The organism is Vibrio sp. YYF0003 (assembly GCF_036350715.1).
In the GTDB taxonomy this organism is placed as follows: Bacteria; Pseudomonadota; Gammaproteobacteria; order Enterobacterales; family Vibrionaceae; genus Vibrio; species Vibrio natriegens.
Map to the genome: position 1 here is coordinate 1,048,158 of NZ_JAZDWA010000001.1, position 16,546 is coordinate 1,064,703.

The 16,546-nt window shown below is 42.5% G+C and carries 15 protein-coding genes; 5 read left to right on the forward strand and 10 right to left on the reverse strand.

The features are described 5' to 3' along the window. Positions 1 to 52 precede the first annotated feature (52 nt). Positions 53 to 367 carry a helix-turn-helix domain-containing protein gene (locus tag V1U08_RS04595; RefSeq protein WP_330470046.1) on the forward strand — a complete coding sequence of 105 codons (315 nt, stop codon included), beginning with the start codon at positions 53 to 55 and terminating at the stop codon, positions 365 to 367. Here V1U08_RS04595 and V1U08_RS04600 read toward each other — a convergent pair. The 4 genes from V1U08_RS04600 to V1U08_RS04615 form a co-directional block, all read right to left on the reverse strand. Further along, positions 364 to 1,383, reverse strand: a complete 1,020-nt coding sequence (locus V1U08_RS04600) for a TniB family NTP-binding protein (RefSeq protein WP_330470231.1) — start codon at positions 1,381 to 1,383, stop codon at positions 364 to 366. The two genes, V1U08_RS04595 and V1U08_RS04600, sit on opposite strands and share 4 nt — an antisense overlap. Beyond that, positions 1,376 to 3,292 carry a Mu transposase C-terminal domain-containing protein gene (locus V1U08_RS04605; RefSeq protein WP_330470047.1) on the reverse strand — a complete coding sequence of 639 codons (1,917 nt, stop codon included), beginning with the start codon at positions 3,290 to 3,292 and terminating at the stop codon, positions 1,376 to 1,378. The genes V1U08_RS04600 and V1U08_RS04605 overlap by 8 nt, the downstream gene beginning before the upstream one ends. Further along, positions 3,289 to 3,924 (reverse strand): TnsA endonuclease N-terminal domain-containing protein, encoded by a 636-nt coding sequence (locus V1U08_RS04610; protein ID WP_014234840.1) that lies wholly within the window; start codon positions 3,922 to 3,924, stop codon positions 3,289 to 3,291. The genes V1U08_RS04605 and V1U08_RS04610 overlap by 4 nt, the downstream gene beginning before the upstream one ends. 122 nt (positions 3,925 to 4,046) lie before the next feature. Beyond that, a complete protein-coding gene (locus tag V1U08_RS04615; RefSeq protein ID WP_014234841.1) occupies positions 4,047 to 4,835 on the reverse strand; it encodes an AraC family transcriptional regulator in 789 nt (262 codons plus the stop codon). 98 nt (positions 4,836 to 4,933) lie between these two features. Between V1U08_RS04615 and V1U08_RS04620 the strand changes: the two genes are divergently transcribed. The 3 genes from V1U08_RS04620 to V1U08_RS04630 all read left to right on the forward strand — a co-directional run bounded on the left by V1U08_RS04620 (position 4,934) and on the right by V1U08_RS04630 (position 8,326). Then, positions 4,934 to 5,842 (forward strand): DMT family transporter, encoded by a 909-nt coding sequence (locus V1U08_RS04620; protein ID WP_330470048.1) that lies wholly within the window; start codon positions 4,934 to 4,936, stop codon positions 5,840 to 5,842. Between the two features lie 433 nt (positions 5,843 to 6,275). After that, a complete protein-coding gene (locus tag V1U08_RS04625; RefSeq protein ID WP_330470049.1) occupies positions 6,276 to 7,763 on the forward strand; it encodes a sensor domain-containing diguanylate cyclase in 1,488 nt (495 codons plus the stop codon). A 140-nt stretch (positions 7,764 to 7,903) separates the two neighbouring features. Then, positions 7,904 to 8,326, forward strand: a complete 423-nt coding sequence (locus tag V1U08_RS04630) for an Hsp20/alpha crystallin family protein (protein ID WP_014234844.1) — start codon at positions 7,904 to 7,906, stop codon at positions 8,324 to 8,326. A gap of 76 nt (positions 8,327 to 8,402) precedes the next feature. Here V1U08_RS04630 and V1U08_RS04635 read toward each other — a convergent pair whose 3' ends face one another. Together V1U08_RS04635 and V1U08_RS04640 are read right to left on the reverse strand one after the other, a co-directional pair. Further along, positions 8,403 to 9,206 carry an alpha/beta hydrolase gene (locus V1U08_RS04635; protein WP_330470050.1) on the reverse strand — a complete coding sequence of 268 codons (804 nt, stop codon included), beginning with the start codon at positions 9,204 to 9,206 and terminating at the stop codon, positions 8,403 to 8,405. A 30-nt stretch (positions 9,207 to 9,236) separates the two neighbouring features. Further along, the gene (locus V1U08_RS04640; RefSeq protein WP_330470051.1) at positions 9,237 to 10,739 is read right to left on the reverse strand and encodes a flavin-containing monooxygenase; all 1,503 of its coding nucleotides are present in this window, start codon (positions 10,737 to 10,739) and stop codon (positions 9,237 to 9,239) included. A 184-nt stretch (positions 10,740 to 10,923) separates the two neighbouring features. Here V1U08_RS04640 and V1U08_RS04645 point away from each other — a divergent pair, with 184 nt between their 5' ends. Beyond that, on the forward strand, positions 10,924 to 11,955 hold the full coding sequence (locus tag V1U08_RS04645; protein ID WP_330470052.1) for an AraC family transcriptional regulator: 1,032 nt from the start codon (positions 10,924 to 10,926) through the stop codon (positions 11,953 to 11,955). Between the two features lie 76 nt (positions 11,956 to 12,031). Here V1U08_RS04645 and V1U08_RS04650 read toward each other — a convergent pair whose 3' ends face one another. The 4 genes from V1U08_RS04650 to V1U08_RS04665 form a co-directional block, all read right to left on the reverse strand. Next, positions 12,032 to 13,168: a hypothetical protein gene (locus tag V1U08_RS04650; RefSeq protein ID WP_243978715.1), complete on the reverse strand. Its 1,137-nt coding sequence runs from the start codon at positions 13,166 to 13,168 to the stop codon at positions 12,032 to 12,034. Between the two features lie 616 nt (positions 13,169 to 13,784). Next, a complete protein-coding gene (locus tag V1U08_RS04655) occupies positions 13,785 to 14,978 on the reverse strand; it encodes an amino acid aminotransferase (RefSeq protein ID WP_330470053.1) in 1,194 nt (397 codons plus the stop codon). Between the two features lie 14 nt (positions 14,979 to 14,992). Continuing rightward, entirely contained in the window at positions 14,993 to 15,595 is a 603-nt protein-coding gene (locus tag V1U08_RS04660) for a YitT family protein (RefSeq protein ID WP_014234850.1), read from the reverse strand. Positions 15,596 to 15,821: 226 nt separating this feature from the next. Next, positions 15,822 to 16,286, reverse strand: a complete 465-nt coding sequence (locus tag V1U08_RS04665; protein WP_330470054.1) for an Lrp/AsnC family transcriptional regulator — start codon at positions 16,284 to 16,286, stop codon at positions 15,822 to 15,824. Between the last annotated feature and the right edge of the window lie 260 nt (positions 16,287 to 16,546).

The following is a 16,546-nucleotide window of genomic DNA, read 5'->3' on the forward strand; positions in this document are numbered from 1 at the left end:
CAGTAAAACTTAGACAATCTAAGTTATCGATAGGTTTGTTAGAAATGAGCAAGTGCAAAACCACAACCCAATCCCAGAGAGGCTCAAAGCTGCGCGTAAAAAAGCCAAAATCACCCAAAAAGATCTAGGGGTGAGAATAGGCATGGAAGAAAGTTCGGCAAGTGGTCGAATGAACCACTATGAAAAAGGCAGACACGTACCTGATATAAGCACGCTCGAACGTATGGCTGAAGAGCTAGACGTACCGTTAAACTACTTTTTCTGTCGTAACGAATTAAGTGCAGAGCTGGCATGCTTGGTAGATAAACTAAGTGATGAGGATAAAGCGGCATTGATTGCTAGATTGGGGGGAGGCGGCGAGAGCTAGCGTTTACTGAGTAGCTTTTGGAAGGGAATTTGCTGCAATGCTGTAAAAGCACGATCAAACCTCTCTCTTCTGCCAGTGTTTTCATCTAACTCAAAACGTGTGTACTGCTGAATCGTCTGAATTTGGATCGTATTTGCTTTTGCATCGAATGGGTTTTCACCTTCGACAGAAAATTTAGCAGCCTCTTTTAAATGGCTCCTTGTTAGTTCCTTCGAGCCTTCGTTAAGAGCTATTTCGAGAGCATCGGATAGAATATCTTTCAGTGCTCGCATCTCTCCGCGTGAGTAAGCCAGAAGTGGAAAACTGAACTCAGGAAGCTCTAACTGAGGTTGTTTATCTAATGGCATCAGCTTTGATATCGCCTTTAAACACAGAGCAAGTCTCTTCATCTCGTCTTTGTTATTACTTCCATCATCATTGATCACTTTGAAGTAAGGAATTTCTCGAACTAAACGTATTCTGGACTCCCACTGGCTGTCTCTGGTGATTTCTTTTGACCAAGGCATACCAACAAAGACCATGGAGACAGAAGCTTCTTCGCTGATCATCTTCAAACGATTACTGATTTCTTTTTTTTTATCACTCGAACGAATTTCTACAAACTCTTGGCATTCATCAATAATCATAATGCCTATATTTGCTTGTCTAAGGTCGCGGACAACCATGTCAGTTAAGCCAATTTCAGATGCCTTTTTTACAAATCGATTATTTCTCCGGAGAGGATTTAGAACATGAAGTGTCCAGCTAAGAGTCTCTTGCAGTGAAGGCCTCACTCTTGTTCTCAGTACCTTACGGCCTGTTTTGGATTTGCTCTCCTTAGTGAAATGCTCAAGTAATGCAGACTTACCTGCACCTGTATCTCCATAGATCAACATCGATGGTTTAAACCCTTCTCTTGCACTTTTGTTTCGTAGTTTTTCCAGATCACTAAGAATTGCATCGAATGGAGGAAACAGAGCAAAAGACTGATTAAAGTTGGAAACAAGACGTTGAACGTTCTCAGAGTTGCTAGTCATCACTTAAATCTCCGAGTATCGCCTCCCAATCATCCAAAAAGTTGGCAATATCCTTTGGTTCTTCGGCGTTGCTTTTTCTCGATGACATTTTATCCAAAGCTGGTGACTTCGATTCAATAACTGCACTGCTTATTCCCGAATACTCAGCCATCTTTTTAATGTTTTTCGGCGGCTTACGCTTTCTCTTGAAAGAACGCAACTCTTCTGTTTCTTCTTCCATTCTCGCTGCCAAAGCTAGACGTGCTTTCGCAAGCGACAAGGTATCAACTTGCCCTTTGATATACTGTTTATGGGCTCGTTTGATGATAATGTGTTCATGAAGTGAAAGATGTTTTGTGTATCCTTCGGGGTCATCACAGGGAACTTTGATATAACCATTAAGTTCCTCCAAAAAGATAAAAATTCTCGACAGATCATCGGGGTCTACTTTGATGGATTTTATCGCTGATTCTTTCGTCTGTGGGAACCTTGCTCGGTAATCGGCAAGGGCTTGACTACGATAAAATAAGTCTTCGTATTGAATACCTTTCTCCGTGAGTTTTCGCTTCACCAATATACCCATAATAATAGACAGTTGTTCGCTGTCTTTAATTGGGAGTCTAGCTGGAGGAAGTGTTTTGACGCCTTGGCTCCAATATAAGTTAGGCACGCGATTGTTTCTCGAGTCAGGTTTGGCATTATGTACATCGATGATCCAACGATGAAGTTCTTCAACAAACGTAGAGAACTTCATTACAGCTTTATTGGCTGCATCATAGTCCCCCTTTTCAAGAACATTCGAAAACGTCTTTCCTGGAATAGTAGAGAGTAACGTTTTGTTTAGAATACCGAATGACCTTTCGATAAAGGGTTTTAACCAAGGCTTTTTGACTGGATTGTATTGAACAGCAATGTTGAGTTCTTTACAGGCATCGTCAATACTTTTCGACCAGAACTCAGCCCCATTGTCCATGACCAATTTTTCAATTTTTCCTTCACAAATCCATTCATTATTTAACTCTATAGGTAAATCTTTTACGTAATCTTTAGGCTTCATCGCATTTAACAATGCCTTTGCTACCGTTGCATAACCCGGTGCATGAAAACCAAGATGAAAGCCAATGATACAACCGCTAAATACATCGATAAGCATCGTCAAGCAGGGGCGTCCAATAGGAACAAGATACTCATCATGGAGTAACATCAAATCCAGTTGTGTATGATCAATTTCAACTCGCTCCAGAATACGTGTAGGCGGCTTGTGCTTAGCGTTGTGTCTGAACCAAAGATCAGCAAAATATTTTCCATGTCTTTGTAGAGCAACAGCATAGGGAGGGAGTTGTTTAAGTCGCCTTGAGAATGATTTGTAGCTAGCGCTAGGTATTTTACCCACAACAATTGATTCGTTAGCTACTTCAATTGAGTCACAGTAACGTTCATACGCACGGGTGATGTTCGGTCTTTCAGCCTCGAGCCAACTTTGCACGGCTAAATCAAAGTAATATTCATCACCTATGATCTTTGGTTTACGATTACCTTTAGCATAATTTCTAACAATAAGAGATTTTAAGTCGCCGTTACTCTTCTCATAACGTTCCCTCCAACGCTGAACCGTTCTTGGGCTAGGAGTTGGAATAGAAACGTCATCTTTGTACTTTTCAATTAACTGTTGTATCTGTTTAAATGGCCAAGGACCATCGAACTCTTTGCCAATAAGTGACAGAAGCTTAAATCGCTCTAAAGCTTCATTTTTAAGCTCTTCAGGAAAACTGTCTAAGTCTCGTTCGTAAACCGTTAAAGTATTTAGAGGGCGGTAACAAAGATCAGAAGAGTCTGTTGTAACATCACCAATATTTACATCTTGTACTAGACCACCTTCACCATTATTAGGCGGTTCACCTTTAGATTCGTCAACAAATGGACCACTCATACTTGTTCACTCACCCAAATTGCAGTTCTCTCATCGAACATGGATGTTTCAAAATGGGCAGAAACAAGGCCAAGGCTCATTAGCTCTAACAATTCTCTGTTCATAAAGCCTATGGACTTACCAAATATACCGGCGAGTTTTTCAGATGACGACAACCCTTGGTTTTGAATGACTTCTAAAAGTGATTGTTTGAAAGAACAAATGTGTTTTGAACCCGCATAACGGTGGATCAATTTAAGGTTATCTAAGATGAAGGCTTTGCGAATTTGTCTTTCTGTAACGAGATAAAGGGGAAATCCAATATCTTCACTACCTCTTTGCATTGCTTCGAAAACATGAAGATATTCAGGCGTAAGACATAACTTGGAATTTTTGACTTCTTGTAGGTATTTCTTACCATCATTCAGCGTTACAAGAAAGTCAGGAGTGTAGCTATGTGAACCATCTTCTAACTGGTATTCCAAGTAAAACGGCTGGCTCTCAAAAGATGCAACGTCAGGATGGTATTCAAGGTGAAAACAAGCATCAAATTCAAGTGATGATTCGCACATGATAATGGCTTTATTTTTCACACTAATGAACTTGAAGATATTTTTCTTAGCGTGTGGCTTATCTATGGTATGTGGGTACATGGCCTAGCCCTAAGTAGTAAATTTACAACCTAAAAGTAGACCATGACAACTTATCTGTCCAAAATGACAACTATTGTGTCTAAAATGTCATCTTATGATTCCAGCCACAATTGGTATGCCTGCTATAACAAACGATTCTTATATTGCTCCGGTGTCATGCCGGAGTATTTCTTAAACATTGCAATAAAAGGGCTCGCCTGATTGTAACCTAGGGTCAATGCGACTTCTTTTACCGTTTGTCCCTTGCGTAGCAGCTCCATAGAATGCAGGTAGCGGACACGTAATCGCCATTCTGTAAAACTCATCCCTAGTTCACTCTGGCAATGACGCGCTAGCGTTCTCTCGGTGGTGTGCACCTTTACGGCCCACTCTGCCAAACTGATCTCATCCGTGGGAGATTCTTCTACCGCTTTAAGGATAGGTTCTAGGTACTTGTTATCGGTAGTCGGTAAGAAATGGTGCTCCACTTCTTGTTTTGCCAGTTGATCGAGAAGTACCTGCACTAGACGTTTGTCTTCATCACTATGCGCGACATTGATATCTCGTTGGCGAAAATCCTCAATAATCGCAGCTATGACTGGCGTAACCTTAATCAAACTGGTTTTGGTCGGGAAATGTGCCGTCAATTCAGGCGAAATATTTAGCGAGCAATACTCGATCGGTTTTCTGTTATAACTGGTATGACGAATTCCCGCAGGCACCCAGATAGCCAAATGAGGTGGTGCTAAAAAGCGTGTGTCTTCTGCATCAATTTCCAAGATGCCACCACTGATCAACTGTACCTGCCCCCAAGGATGGCTGTGAATTCGAGTCTCTGTATTCGACAAAAACGCTTCGAAATTCATAAATACGTCGGATGGTGCCCTATCAATTGATAATGAAGGGTGGAGGTTTCGCGAACTCTTTTTCAAAATTGTCTTCCTATCGCTCACTATGTCTTTTAGGAGATACTTTTCATTATAAAGACCTGCCAGACTATCGTCATCAATTATTGTGCGATAGGATTTTTATGGTTTATTTACTTCCGTTTTTTACCGTCATGATTTGGGGTGGGAATGCTATCGTCAACAAAATGGCAGCCAGTGCGATTGAACCGAGTGCAATGAGTTTCTACCGCTGGTTTATCGCATTGCTGATACTGACACCGTTTTGTCTGCCAGCTGTGATTAAGCAGCGTCACGTTATTCGCCCTTATCTCAGTAAATTGGCTTGTCTCGCTCTGCTCGGTATGGTTTTAAACCAATCACTGGGTTATTACGCTGGTTTAACGACCACAGCTTCTAACATGGCACTGATTACGTCATTGGTTCCGCTTATTAGCGTCTTTCTGAGTGTGCCTTTGTTAGGTAAGTCGATTTCTAAATTGAGTATCGTTGGTGGCTTAATTTCATTGTTAGGGTTAGCCTTTATGCTTGGCCACGGAGACATCACCTATTTCTTCCATCAGGACATGACTCAAGGTGACAGTTTGATGTTACTTGCCGCCTTGGTTTACGCAACTTACTGCGTGCTACTTAAACGCTGGAAGATGCCATTTAACAGCCTGACTTTGGTTTACATGCAAGGATTTTTCTCAGTGCTCATGCTGGCACCATTGTGGTTGACCAGTGATCATCTTCTCCCTAGCCAAGAAGCACTCCCGATGATTGCTTACGCAGGCATTGCAGCCTCAATTTTCGCTCCACTAATGTGGGTGAAAGCAATAGATTTAATCGGTGCTGACTCCAGCGCCATGTTCATGAATTTAATGCCTGTGGTCGCAGTGGCGTTAGCATCGACATTACTAGGCGAAGAAGTTCATCTCTACCATATTGTTGGCGGCTTATTTGTTATTTCCGGTGTTATTCTCTCGCAGATCAAAGTGCGCCGTAAAAGCAGCAAACACACCCAAGAGTTGTCTTCAGCGACCATTTCATAAACGAATTAGATTGTAGAGAAGTTCGTGCTGAACTGAGGGAGTAGCATTTAACCTTCGACGCGTAATAACAGAAGCGCCTAAAAGGGCTTTTTGATTCATCCTATCGCTAACATTGCAGCACAAACTTGAATGAATTGGACCATTATACACAGACTAATAAGAACGAGATTAGATAGCGCTCAACCACGGTTCTGGTGGGCGCTATATTTGGGTACAAAAAGATGTGCTTTTCGGAAAACATAAACCTGATCGCAATCTAACAATATACTAAAAAACCTATTAAATTTACTAACATCTTTGTACTATGCCCCTACTGTCATAATCTATTTTTTAAAGTTTTAGAGGCTAGCGTTTGTCGCCACGAAATACGCCTAAATTTTCTCGGTTAACACCCCATAAATTAACCACCCGCTATGCTGCACTTGGCCTTTTTTTGGTCTCCTTATTCATTTTGCTCTTCGACAGCTATCACGAGCAGAAATCAAGTATCCTTAGCAACTATTCCACAACGTTTGAATCCAAAGTTCAGTCGAGTATTGGTGTATATCGCAAGTTTTCTCACTACGTATTCAAACAAATCGAGAGAGATAAGGAAATCGTCCCTTTATTCGCGGCTGCAGCTTATTCTGGTGAAGAAGTTAGGAACAAAAACAGACAGAAGATCTACCAGTTGTTGAAAAAAGACTACGCCTTGTTAAAGGAGTACAATTTTAGGCAACTGCATTTTCACTTCAAAAATGGCGACAGTTTCTTAAGAGTTCATAAACCAGAAAAGTTTGGCGATAACCTATTCTCCATAAGAGAATCCGTCAGATTAGCGAATGTCGAAGAACGCTTTGTCGAAGGCTTCGAAGAAGGCCGGATATTTAATGGTTACCGATTCGTGTACCCAGTTGTCGATCACGATAAACAAGTTGGCACATTAGAAGTGTCTCTTTCCATGGGTAGCATCGTCGACTTACTGTTTGAATTGTACCCCGATGATGATTTCCATTTTATCATCAACAAATCGACCGTAGAGTCTAAGCTCTTCGACGACATGGCATACAATTATCTAAACAGCTTTTTATCCGATAACTACTATTTTGATAAAGCCGTATTCGAACAACATTTACCGAAAATAAAATACAGAGACTTGTTAGACAACGCGGACACGCTTAAAAAGTCTTTAAGCTCACTAACCCTAGACGAACATAGCTTCTCCCACGATATTACTATCGGTGACAATACATACATACTGAGCTTTTTATCCATTAAAAATATCAAGGGTGAACATGTTGCGTACTTAATCTCCAGTACGCAAGACGCGAGGCTGAAAGAGCTTTGCAATAACTACCTGATATACTTATTACTTATCTTGTTGGTTTCTGCCGTGACCGCTTGGAGCATATTCGCTAGCCACAGACATAATCAAAGGCTCACTACTGCTTCGAATACCGACTTTCTTACTCAAGTATTCAACCGCAACAAGTTCACCGAGCACTTACAATATGAATTTGTACAGGGTAAAAACCTCACCTCTACTTTTAGCATCATCCTGTTTGATGTCGACCATTTCAAATCCATTAATGATCAATTTGGGCATAATGTCGGTGATATCTACCTCAAAGAATTGAGTGAGCTTGTGTCAAATCGAATAAGGCATAGTGATATTTTGGCACGATGGGGGGGCGAAGAGTTCATTATTCTACTGCCCAACACATCGGAAGATAACGGGGTGAAAGTGGCTGAGTCGATACGAAAAGAAACAGAGTCATTCCTATTCAGTCCGGGTCAACCACTTACAATCAGTCTGGGTGTGGCCGAATTACATCCAAGTGATAAGAACATAGATAGCATTGTAGACAGAGCAGATGAAGCGCTTTATACATCTAAAAGGCAGGGGCGAAATCAAACAACAAAATGGTCTGAGATTAAGTAGTAGGACGTTTTTTTTGAGAGCTAAAAACCTCCCGCTGAATATTTGATATTTATCAAACAGAGCAGTAATTTTTCCTGAAAATTCGCACACCCGAATTACACTTATAGTGATGTTAGGAAAGAGTGAATTAGGAGGTACTTATGAGCTTGGTTCCTCGTGATAGCTGGGCAGATTTCTCCCGGTTCATTGACAATTCATTTCCTGCATTGAGGACACGATTCGAAGAAGGGTCTTTTTCACCACGAGTTGATATCGTCGAGAAAGACCAAGCTTTCGAAGTCACTGCCGATTTGCCGGGAGTGAAAAAAGAAGATATCAAACTTAGCTGCCAGCAAGGTGTGTTATCCATCGAAGCCAGTATCGAAACTAAAAAAGAGACAGAAAAAGAAGGTAAAGTAGTCCACAGTGAACGCTACAGTGGCAAAATGTCTCGAAGTTTTACGCTCGGTAACAACATTAATGTCGAAGAAATTAGCGCTGATTTTTCCGACGGTGTTTTGACTGTCGTGGTACCTAAACTAGCCGGACACAGCGAAGAAGAACACAAGATTCCAATTCGCTAGCTAAGAGTAAACAAAATGCCCTCCTATAACAGGAGGGCATTTTTCAAACATGCAGTTCAATGTACAAACGCTGTATTTACGCGGCGATATGTATTTGTTCATCAAGCCAGTCAAAGATCAACGATGTAACGTGGGGTAAATTGCTTCCCCCTATTGTCCAGTGACATACCTCTGGTAATTCGACCAGAGTAGCCTGTTGCCCATACTTTTTCGCGATCTCGCGTTGCACCTTGATAGGCGTAATACGATCTGCGGTTCCGCCCAGTACCAGTATTGGGCACGTCACCTGCTTTGCATCAACCCGTGAAAAACCACTTTTGAAAAAGCCACCAACGCCAATCTGAAACGTTGCCATGCCCGACTCAAAGGTCATATTGTCTAGGATTTGCTCTTGAACAGAGTCACTTTGAGAGTTAGCAATGCCATAGCGGACATTACTCTCGCCAACTTCCGTGACTTTACGCCAAAGTGGAAATACCAATAAGTTGAGCCCAAATGTACGAATAACCGAGCAACTCCAACCATTAATGCCACCAGGAGAGGCAGATGAGAGCAGCACTAATTTACTGACTGGCACCCTAACCGCCACTAATTGTGCTAACAATCCTCCCATTGAATGCCCAACCAAAATAGGGGCAAGATCGTGCAACTTAACTCTGGCAACGATGAAATCCACGTAGTCTTGTAATGTAGTCGTAGCAAGTCGGCTTTTATCCGCTTGACTGTATTCGAGCTTGTTCTTGTGCTCAGGAAGACAAAGAGAATCCACCTCATAACCTTGCGCTTCAAAAGCCTGCTGTACTTCTGATAAGGTTTCTCCCGTACTCCACATTCCGGGAATAAGTACCACCGGCGGCTTAGTGCTATCAGGTATTTTCATATTCAAGTCCTTCACTTAAGGTAAGTCGTCTTATGCTGTCGCTTCAACTTCCTGAACCATTGCTTTATCTTGATTTACAGCAGGAGAAAACTGTAAAACGCCATCTTCGATAGGATCCTCAGTCAACGCTTTTTTGTCTTTTCCATAGTGCATAGTGACAACCCAAGGACCTTCTTTTCCTTGTCTCGGCATTCTTTCTTTGGCCCGCTCCATATAACCCGGCGCAAAGCCATCTAGCATGCTGACACCCGTGTTGGCATTATCGTTGTCCACTGGTCGAACAGCGGCAAAACCATGTTGTTCCATATGACTAAACAAGTGACACAAATAACGTCCGCCGATATCCGCTTTTAACGTCCATGGCGCATTAGTATAGCCAAATATCCAACCATAATTCGGCACCCCTTCAATCATGATCCCTTTATAGATCATGCGATTCGGAACATTGATTGGCTCACCATTTAACAGGAACTCCATGCCCCCCATTAACTGGATATCCAAACCTGTTGCGGTCACAATCACATCAGCCTCTAGGTACTGTCCAGATTTCAGCTTAATGCCTTTTTCCGTAAAGTGTTCGATATGATCAGTGACGATATTCGCCTTACCTGAACGCAAGGTTTTGAAAAAATCACCGTCTGGCGCTGCACACAAGCGCTGCTCCCATGGGTTGTAATTCGGCGTGAAGTGACTCATATCAAATTCGGGACCAACTTGCTTACGAACATGCGATAGCAACACTTTACGCATTCTTTCTGGCCATTTTCTACACGCCAGATACATACCTCGTTGCATGAGAATGTTGCGTTTTCTGATCAGATTGAACACCCACTTTTTCGGTAAAAAACGATTAAGGAAAACAGAAATTTTATCCGTATTCGGAACCGCCATAATGTAGCTTGGCGAGCGCTGGAGCATAGTCACACCCGCAGCTTTTTCCGCCATACTTGGCAAAAGTGTTATGGCTGTTGCACCACTACCAATGACGACCACTTTCTTGTTCGAATAATCAAAATCCTCTGGCCAAAACTGAGGATGAACAATATCGCCCTTAAACGATTCCTCTCCTTCAAAATGTGGTCGATGGCCTTTATCAAAATTGTAGTAGCCAGCGCAGTTGATCAAAAACGAGCAAGTAAATGTTCTTTCCTCACCTGACGACTCGTACGTAGCGGTCACAGTCCATCGCTGTTTAGCGTCAGACCAGTCTGCACAAGTGATTGCCAAACCGTATTGCACCTTGTCGTCAAAGCCAAACTCTTCAGCCGTTTCCGCAACATACTCCCGGATGCTTTTTCCTTCTGCCAAAACTTTATCGGAATACCAAGGTTTAAAGTCAAACCCGAAACTCGCCATATCTGAATCAGAACGAATTCCTGGGTAACGAAATAAATCCCAGGTACCTCCCATTCGTTCCCTTCTTTCTAAAATCGCCAGTGTTTTATCAGGGTGCTCAGAGGCTAGGTGGCAAGCGGTTCCAATCCCTGAAAGTCCGGCTCCGATGATGATAGTGTCGTAGTGCGCAGCGGTCATAACGTTTTCCTTTTGTCGTTATTATTGACTAAACATTGCTCAATATTTCAGAAAGGAAGGCAAACAATATTGATGAATGACGACTATTTTTTGATAAAACACGACAATGTTACTAAAATGTTAATTCCACATTTTTGACTGAACTGTATCAGCGATAGAATGGAAAAATAGAGACAAGGGAGTCATGGTGCATATTCTAATTAGAGCGACAAACCTTCGCGGATACGACAATCTCACGCAATCTTTGGGTGGAGATCCTCTCTATCTGCTGTCGAAATATCACATCCCTAGTGCAGACAAACGAGATGAGGATTCCTTCCTCATCTTTCGTAATATGATTGCCTTGCTGGAATACACGGTAACCACTCTCAATTGCCCGGACTTCGGCCTGAGACTCGCTGAATATCAGGGTATGGGCATTCTTGGCCCGATTTCGGTGATTGCACGCAGTTCGGCGACGGTTGGTGATGCACTGGAAAATATTTCCAATTATTTACACCTGCATTGTTCAGCATTAACGACAAAACACATCGTTCAAACAAAGGGACAAGCCCGAACAATAAAGTTGGAATACTGCGTGCAGGGTCGTGGCATTGACTACTCTGTACAGTGCTATGAGCTGGGATTGGCGAATGCGATGCAGGTGATTAAGTTATTATGCGGAAACGACTTTAAACCCATCTCTGCGCACTTTATGCACGCTCGGCTGGGAGATGAGGCGTCGTATCAAAACGTATTTGGCTGTCCAGTCGAGTTTAATCAGAACTGGTGCGGATTTATTCTCCCAGAGTCGGCGTTCGCGACTCCACTATCCAGCGAAGATGAGCAAACCTGTAAACTGGCAAGGCACTACCTGGAATCACAACCCATTCCCTTTGCCAGTTCCGTTTCTGATGATGTAAGAAGACTCATTAGAGGTCTTCTTCCCACAGGCCAATGTAGCAGTGAAAACATCGCTTCTCACCTTTCTATGCACAAGCGAACACTGCAACGAAAACTCGCCCAAGAGAGTACTACTTACGAGCAAATATTAGTGAGTGAGCGACAAGTTATCGTGACCAAGTATTTGAAAGATCCGAACCTAAAATTAAGTCAAATCAGCGGGCTACTAGGCTACTCAGAACAAGCCACATTTAACCGCGCCTGTCGGGTTTGGTTTGGAGTCACTCCGCGAGCTTACCGAGCCCAGCTTCTGGAAGAGCTTGATTTTAAATAGCTATCCGAACATAAAAGAAAAGTCATCCAACTCATGCGTTGGATGACTTGGTATTTGTTTTGGCTAAACTAAGTCTCTAATTAGTCTCAGCCTCTGCACTTGCAGTCGCACTGGCCGAAGCTTGAGAACAGTCTAAAGCAAGGCTACCACCTCCCACGACTTCCAATAAATCTTCGGTACCAGGTAGATTCTCATAATGAACCATCATATTCATGTTAACGGAAGAACCACCTAAAGCGCTTGCAGAAGAGGTAGCGGCAGCTTGCGCATACGAAATGATCTCTTGAGTGGCATCGGCTATTTGTTGCGCGACATCAGCCGCAGAGTCAAAAGCGGTCACAATGGGTAACGAACCTGTCCCTAAAACAGGTAAGTCCCATTCAAACGTAAGCTTGCCAGCGGCCTGCGCTTGAGCTGATGCTTCTGCCATGGCGTAAACGAATGATGTTGCCATCGCGTCAGCGTATACTTGCGCAAGAGCTGAAGTCTGAACATTGAATACAGTACCGCTTGCAACACCCAGTTGTGTTGTAAACTCTTCGATATTGGCTCCTTGTACGTAGAATGAAGATCCACTCGACGATATACCTCCGCCAGTTGCACTTGCAGAAGCAGAACTATCGCCATCCGCACTAGCTTCAGACTCTGCGACTGCTTCGCTCTCTGCTGAGCCTTCAACTCCGGCAACAGCTGATGCTGTCGCTTCGGTACCAATCTTAATGGTGATCTCTGTTACTACGAGGTCAATATCCTCATTAATACCTTGGAATACACTCATGTAGGCTTGTGCAATCATCGTAGCTGCGGCTTCCGCTTCTGCACTAGTATAAGCAGAAGCCTCTGAATCCCCTTCTGTGTCGGACTCAGCCACTTGGGCAAAAAGAGTACCACTTCCCATACTCGCGTTTAACTCGACCTGATGTACAGCGCCATTGTTTCCGTGCCTTGTTAAGTCTAGAGTCACGCCCCCAGAATAACTGATGTCGATATATGAAGAAGCCTCGGACATCGCGTAAGCTAAAGCATCAGCTGATACATCGCTATCTGAATCATTTGCCATCGCAGAGGCTGGATTTATGCATGTATCCGCTCCTAGAATACTCTCAGATACCGAAATCGTTGTACTACCATGCGTATTTTCTCCCGGCGGACCAGCCCATGCGCCAGTGCTCAACAGTGAACTTATTAAAACAAAAAGCATTGTCTTGTTCATAGCTGCTCTTCCTTGTTTTGTGGTGACTAAAATGGCTCGACATTGAACCATTTAATTTGTTAAGCATTTGTAAAAGTGTAGTGACCCATATGCATATGCATCAGATTAAATAGTAATAACAATATGAAGCTTACCGTCTCGTAAACGGTTAAATTTAAGCATACGATGTGCTAGGCAGGAGAAGCGCTTCAATTCTCATAAAACAAAGAACACGATAGGATGGCATGCAAAAGTTTCAAGCCAAAGTAGCCGTTGGAGCAAACGAGGGTGGCTAATTGGTCAGATTCACCTTTAACAGCAGAAGGTTAGTAAGATCTTCATTAAAGTGTGACCCGAGTAGACGGCGATAAACCGGACCTAAAAGAGATAGATTTTTAACGATATGAGAAGGGTTTTGAACTCTAAAATTTTAGACTTTTTAATCTAATAGTAATTATTCTTTTTGGCTATATAGATGCTGATAGATTTATTAATATTACTTCATAAGGCCGAGATAACTATCTGAATTGTTTTCAGGCAAGGGTATCAGGGGCTAATATGCACTTCGCTAACAGCATAAAAAAACACCCAAGCAACTTAAGAGTACTTGGGTGTATATTCTTAATCTAATGTCTTATTAAACAGCAGAAAATGCTTCAGCAACTCGTGCAACATTTTGTTCGTTCAGACCCGCTAGACACATACGGCCACTGTTAATCAGATAGATACCGTGCTCTTCACGAAGCTTTTCAACGGTCGCTTGCGAGAAACCCGTGTAGCTGAACATACCTTTTTGTTTAATTAGAAAGCTGAAGTCTTTTTCAGGACGTAACGCTTTTAGCTGTTCGTGCAAGGTTTCACGCATCGTCAGAATACGGCTACGCATGCCTTCTACTTCGCCAAACCACTGAGTTTTTAGTTCTTCCGTATTGAGCACGTTAGAAACCACAACCGCACCGTGTTTTGCCGGGCTTGAGTAATTACGGCGAACCGTCGCTTTTAACTGCCCAAGCACGCGAGATGCTTCTTCATCGTTACCACATACGACAGACAGGCCACCAACTCGCTCACCGTAAAGTGAGAAAGTTTTAGAAAATGAGTTACTTACAAAGCTCACTACGTCTTTTTCCAGAGAAATCTGACGAATAACGTAAGCGTCTTCAGCAATCCCTTCACCATATCCTTGATAAGCCATATCGAAAAATGGGATCAGCTTTTGTGCTTTAACCACTTCGATCACTTTGTCCCATTGTTGATTAGTAAGATCAACGCCCGTAGGGTTATGACAACAAGGATGAAGCAGAACAATACTCTCTGCAGGTAGCGCTTCTAACTGAGAAACCATGCCATCGAAATCGAGCATTTTCGTTTCTGGGTTAAAGTACGGGTAAGTACCTACTTCGAATCCAGCACCCGCAAAAATGGCATTGTGGTTTTCCCATGTAGGATTGCTCACCCACACTTTCGAATTTGGAAAATAATGATTAAGGAAATCCGCACCGATCATCAGCGCACCAGAACCACCGAGTGATTGAATCGTCGCTACTCGCTTTTCTTCCAGCGCAGGGTGACTTTCACCAAAAACAAGAGCTTGAACCGCTGCACGATATGCTGCTAAGCCTTCCATTGGCAAGTAAATACAAGGCTGACTTTCTTCTGCGGCTAACTGCTGCTGCGAAGTTGCAACAGATGGTAGCGTTGGAATTTTGCCATTTTCATCGTAGTACAGGCCGATACTTAAATTCACTTTTTCAGAACGTTCATCCGCCATAAATTGTTCCATCAGAGACAATATTGGGTCTCCGGCATAGGCTGTTACATGATTAAGCACTGAAATTCTCCTTGTTAATTATTAACTTGATAACGGTCTGCACGGTGATTTAAACCAATGATAAAGTTCAATATGACACCACAGAGTATTGATAGAGCCAGTTCGACATAACCGACAACGGATAGAGACACTAACATAATTGTCACATCTACGCCCATTAAGAACCAGCCTGCGCGTAAACCAATTTTGTCCTGAAGGTATAACGCTAGAATATTAAAGCCACCCAAGCTGGCTTTGTGACGAAATAAGATGATAAACCCAGTACCAAATAAAAACCCGCCAAAAATCGCCCCATATAGTGGGTGCACATTGCTGATTTCAACAAAGTTGGATTGTGTATTGGTGATAAATGAGACCAAACCGACTGCAGTAAAGGTTTTCAGGCAGAACAACCAACCCATACGACGGATAGCCAAATAGTAAAACGGTAGGTTTACCAAAAAGAAGATGGTGCCAAACTCTAATTGAAAGTTGTAGCTAAGGAACAGAGATAGTCCAGCAGTACCGCCTGTCACCATTCCCACTTGTTTTAAAAACAACACGCCAAACGATACTAAGCTTGTTCCCATAAAAAGAGCGAACACGTCTTCAAACCACTTATGGCCTGTGTTCGTCATTGTCGCCTCTGACACTTTATTAATCCCTTAACTAACACTTACACCCCAGCAATCAATCTATTCCTTGATCACTGTCCTCGCACAACAACATGCGTAATTTGTGCATTATTAATAACACAACAAATATATCGTGCAAGTAAAAACACAAAAATGGCGATTTCATGCATAGTTTGAAAATTAATTGCACCAAACCCGCAGGCGCGAGCTATTTTGGTGCAACCATTTATCAAGATTGGAGGGTAGTGCCGTACTCTTTTACACGCTCAAGCACGACGGAAGTCTTAATATGGGAAATGAGTTGAGTAGTGAAGATGCGGTTGATCAGATCGTTTAACGTGTTCAGGTCAGCGACCAAGCACTTTATAAGATAATCCGCATCTCCCGTGGTTTTAAAGACTTCAACAATACACGATTCATTATCGATAAAGTTCAAGAAGTTATGAGTTTTCTCAGCTTCGTGATTAAGCAGTTTCACCTCTATCATCGCTATCACTTCCTGCTTTAGCGCTTTTGGTGACAAGCGAGCATGATAGCCAAGTATGAGGCTATTGTTTTCTAATGTGATGCGACGGCGGGAACATTGCGAGGCTGACAACCCAACCAACTCACTAAGCTCTTGATTTGTCAGGCGTCCATTATCTTGCAATAACTGCAGAATTTTTACGTCGTAGTCATCCAGGTCATTGGCCATGTAAGCTTACTCCTTTTTAGCAGCTCGTGAGTGTAACAACTCCTCGCAATCTCGACTACTTTTCGGTTCTGAATTGCTGGATTTGTGAATGGAAATGACTTAAACATAAAGAATTTAGAATGTGTGCACTTTCACCAAATCACCATTATTTTGGTTTCGTGGGCAATCCCTACATCAGCTAAAATAATTTTCATTACCTTTAGGACTATATGAAGAAAGTTAAGTAAAAGAGAGAACATCTTTTACTTAACTTTTAGATT

Coding starts and splice junctions, on each gene's coding strand:
- V1U08_RS04635 (WP_330470050.1), bottom strand. CDS start 9,206: ATGAAAATACCTGATAGCACTAAGCCGCCGGTGGTACTTATTCCCGGA.
- V1U08_RS04650 (WP_243978715.1), bottom strand. CDS start 13,168: ATGAACAAGACAATGCTTTTTGTTTTAATAAGTTCACTGTTGAGCACT.
- V1U08_RS04620 (WP_330470048.1), top strand. CDS start 4,934: ATGGTTTATTTACTTCCGTTTTTTACCGTCATGATTTGGGGTGGGAAT.
- V1U08_RS04660 (WP_014234850.1), bottom strand. CDS start 15,595: ATGACGAACACAGGCCATAAGTGGTTTGAAGACGTGTTCGCTCTTTTT.
- V1U08_RS04610 (WP_014234840.1), bottom strand. CDS start 3,924: ATGTACCCACATACCATAGATAAGCCACACGCTAAGAAAAATATCTTC.
- V1U08_RS04605 (WP_330470047.1), bottom strand. CDS start 3,292: ATGAGTGGTCCATTTGTTGACGAATCTAAAGGTGAACCGCCTAATAAT.
- V1U08_RS04640 (WP_330470051.1), bottom strand. CDS start 10,739: ATGACCGCTGCGCACTACGACACTATCATCATCGGAGCCGGACTTTCA.
- V1U08_RS04630 (WP_014234844.1), top strand. CDS start 7,904: ATGAGCTTGGTTCCTCGTGATAGCTGGGCAGATTTCTCCCGGTTCATT.
- V1U08_RS04665 (WP_330470054.1), bottom strand. CDS start 16,286: ATGGCCAATGACCTGGATGACTACGACGTAAAAATTCTGCAGTTATTG.
- V1U08_RS04645 (WP_330470052.1), top strand. CDS start 10,924: ATGGTGCATATTCTAATTAGAGCGACAAACCTTCGCGGATACGACAAT.
- V1U08_RS04600 (WP_330470231.1), bottom strand. CDS start 1,383: ATGACTAGCAACTCTGAGAACGTTCAACGTCTTGTTTCCAACTTTAAT.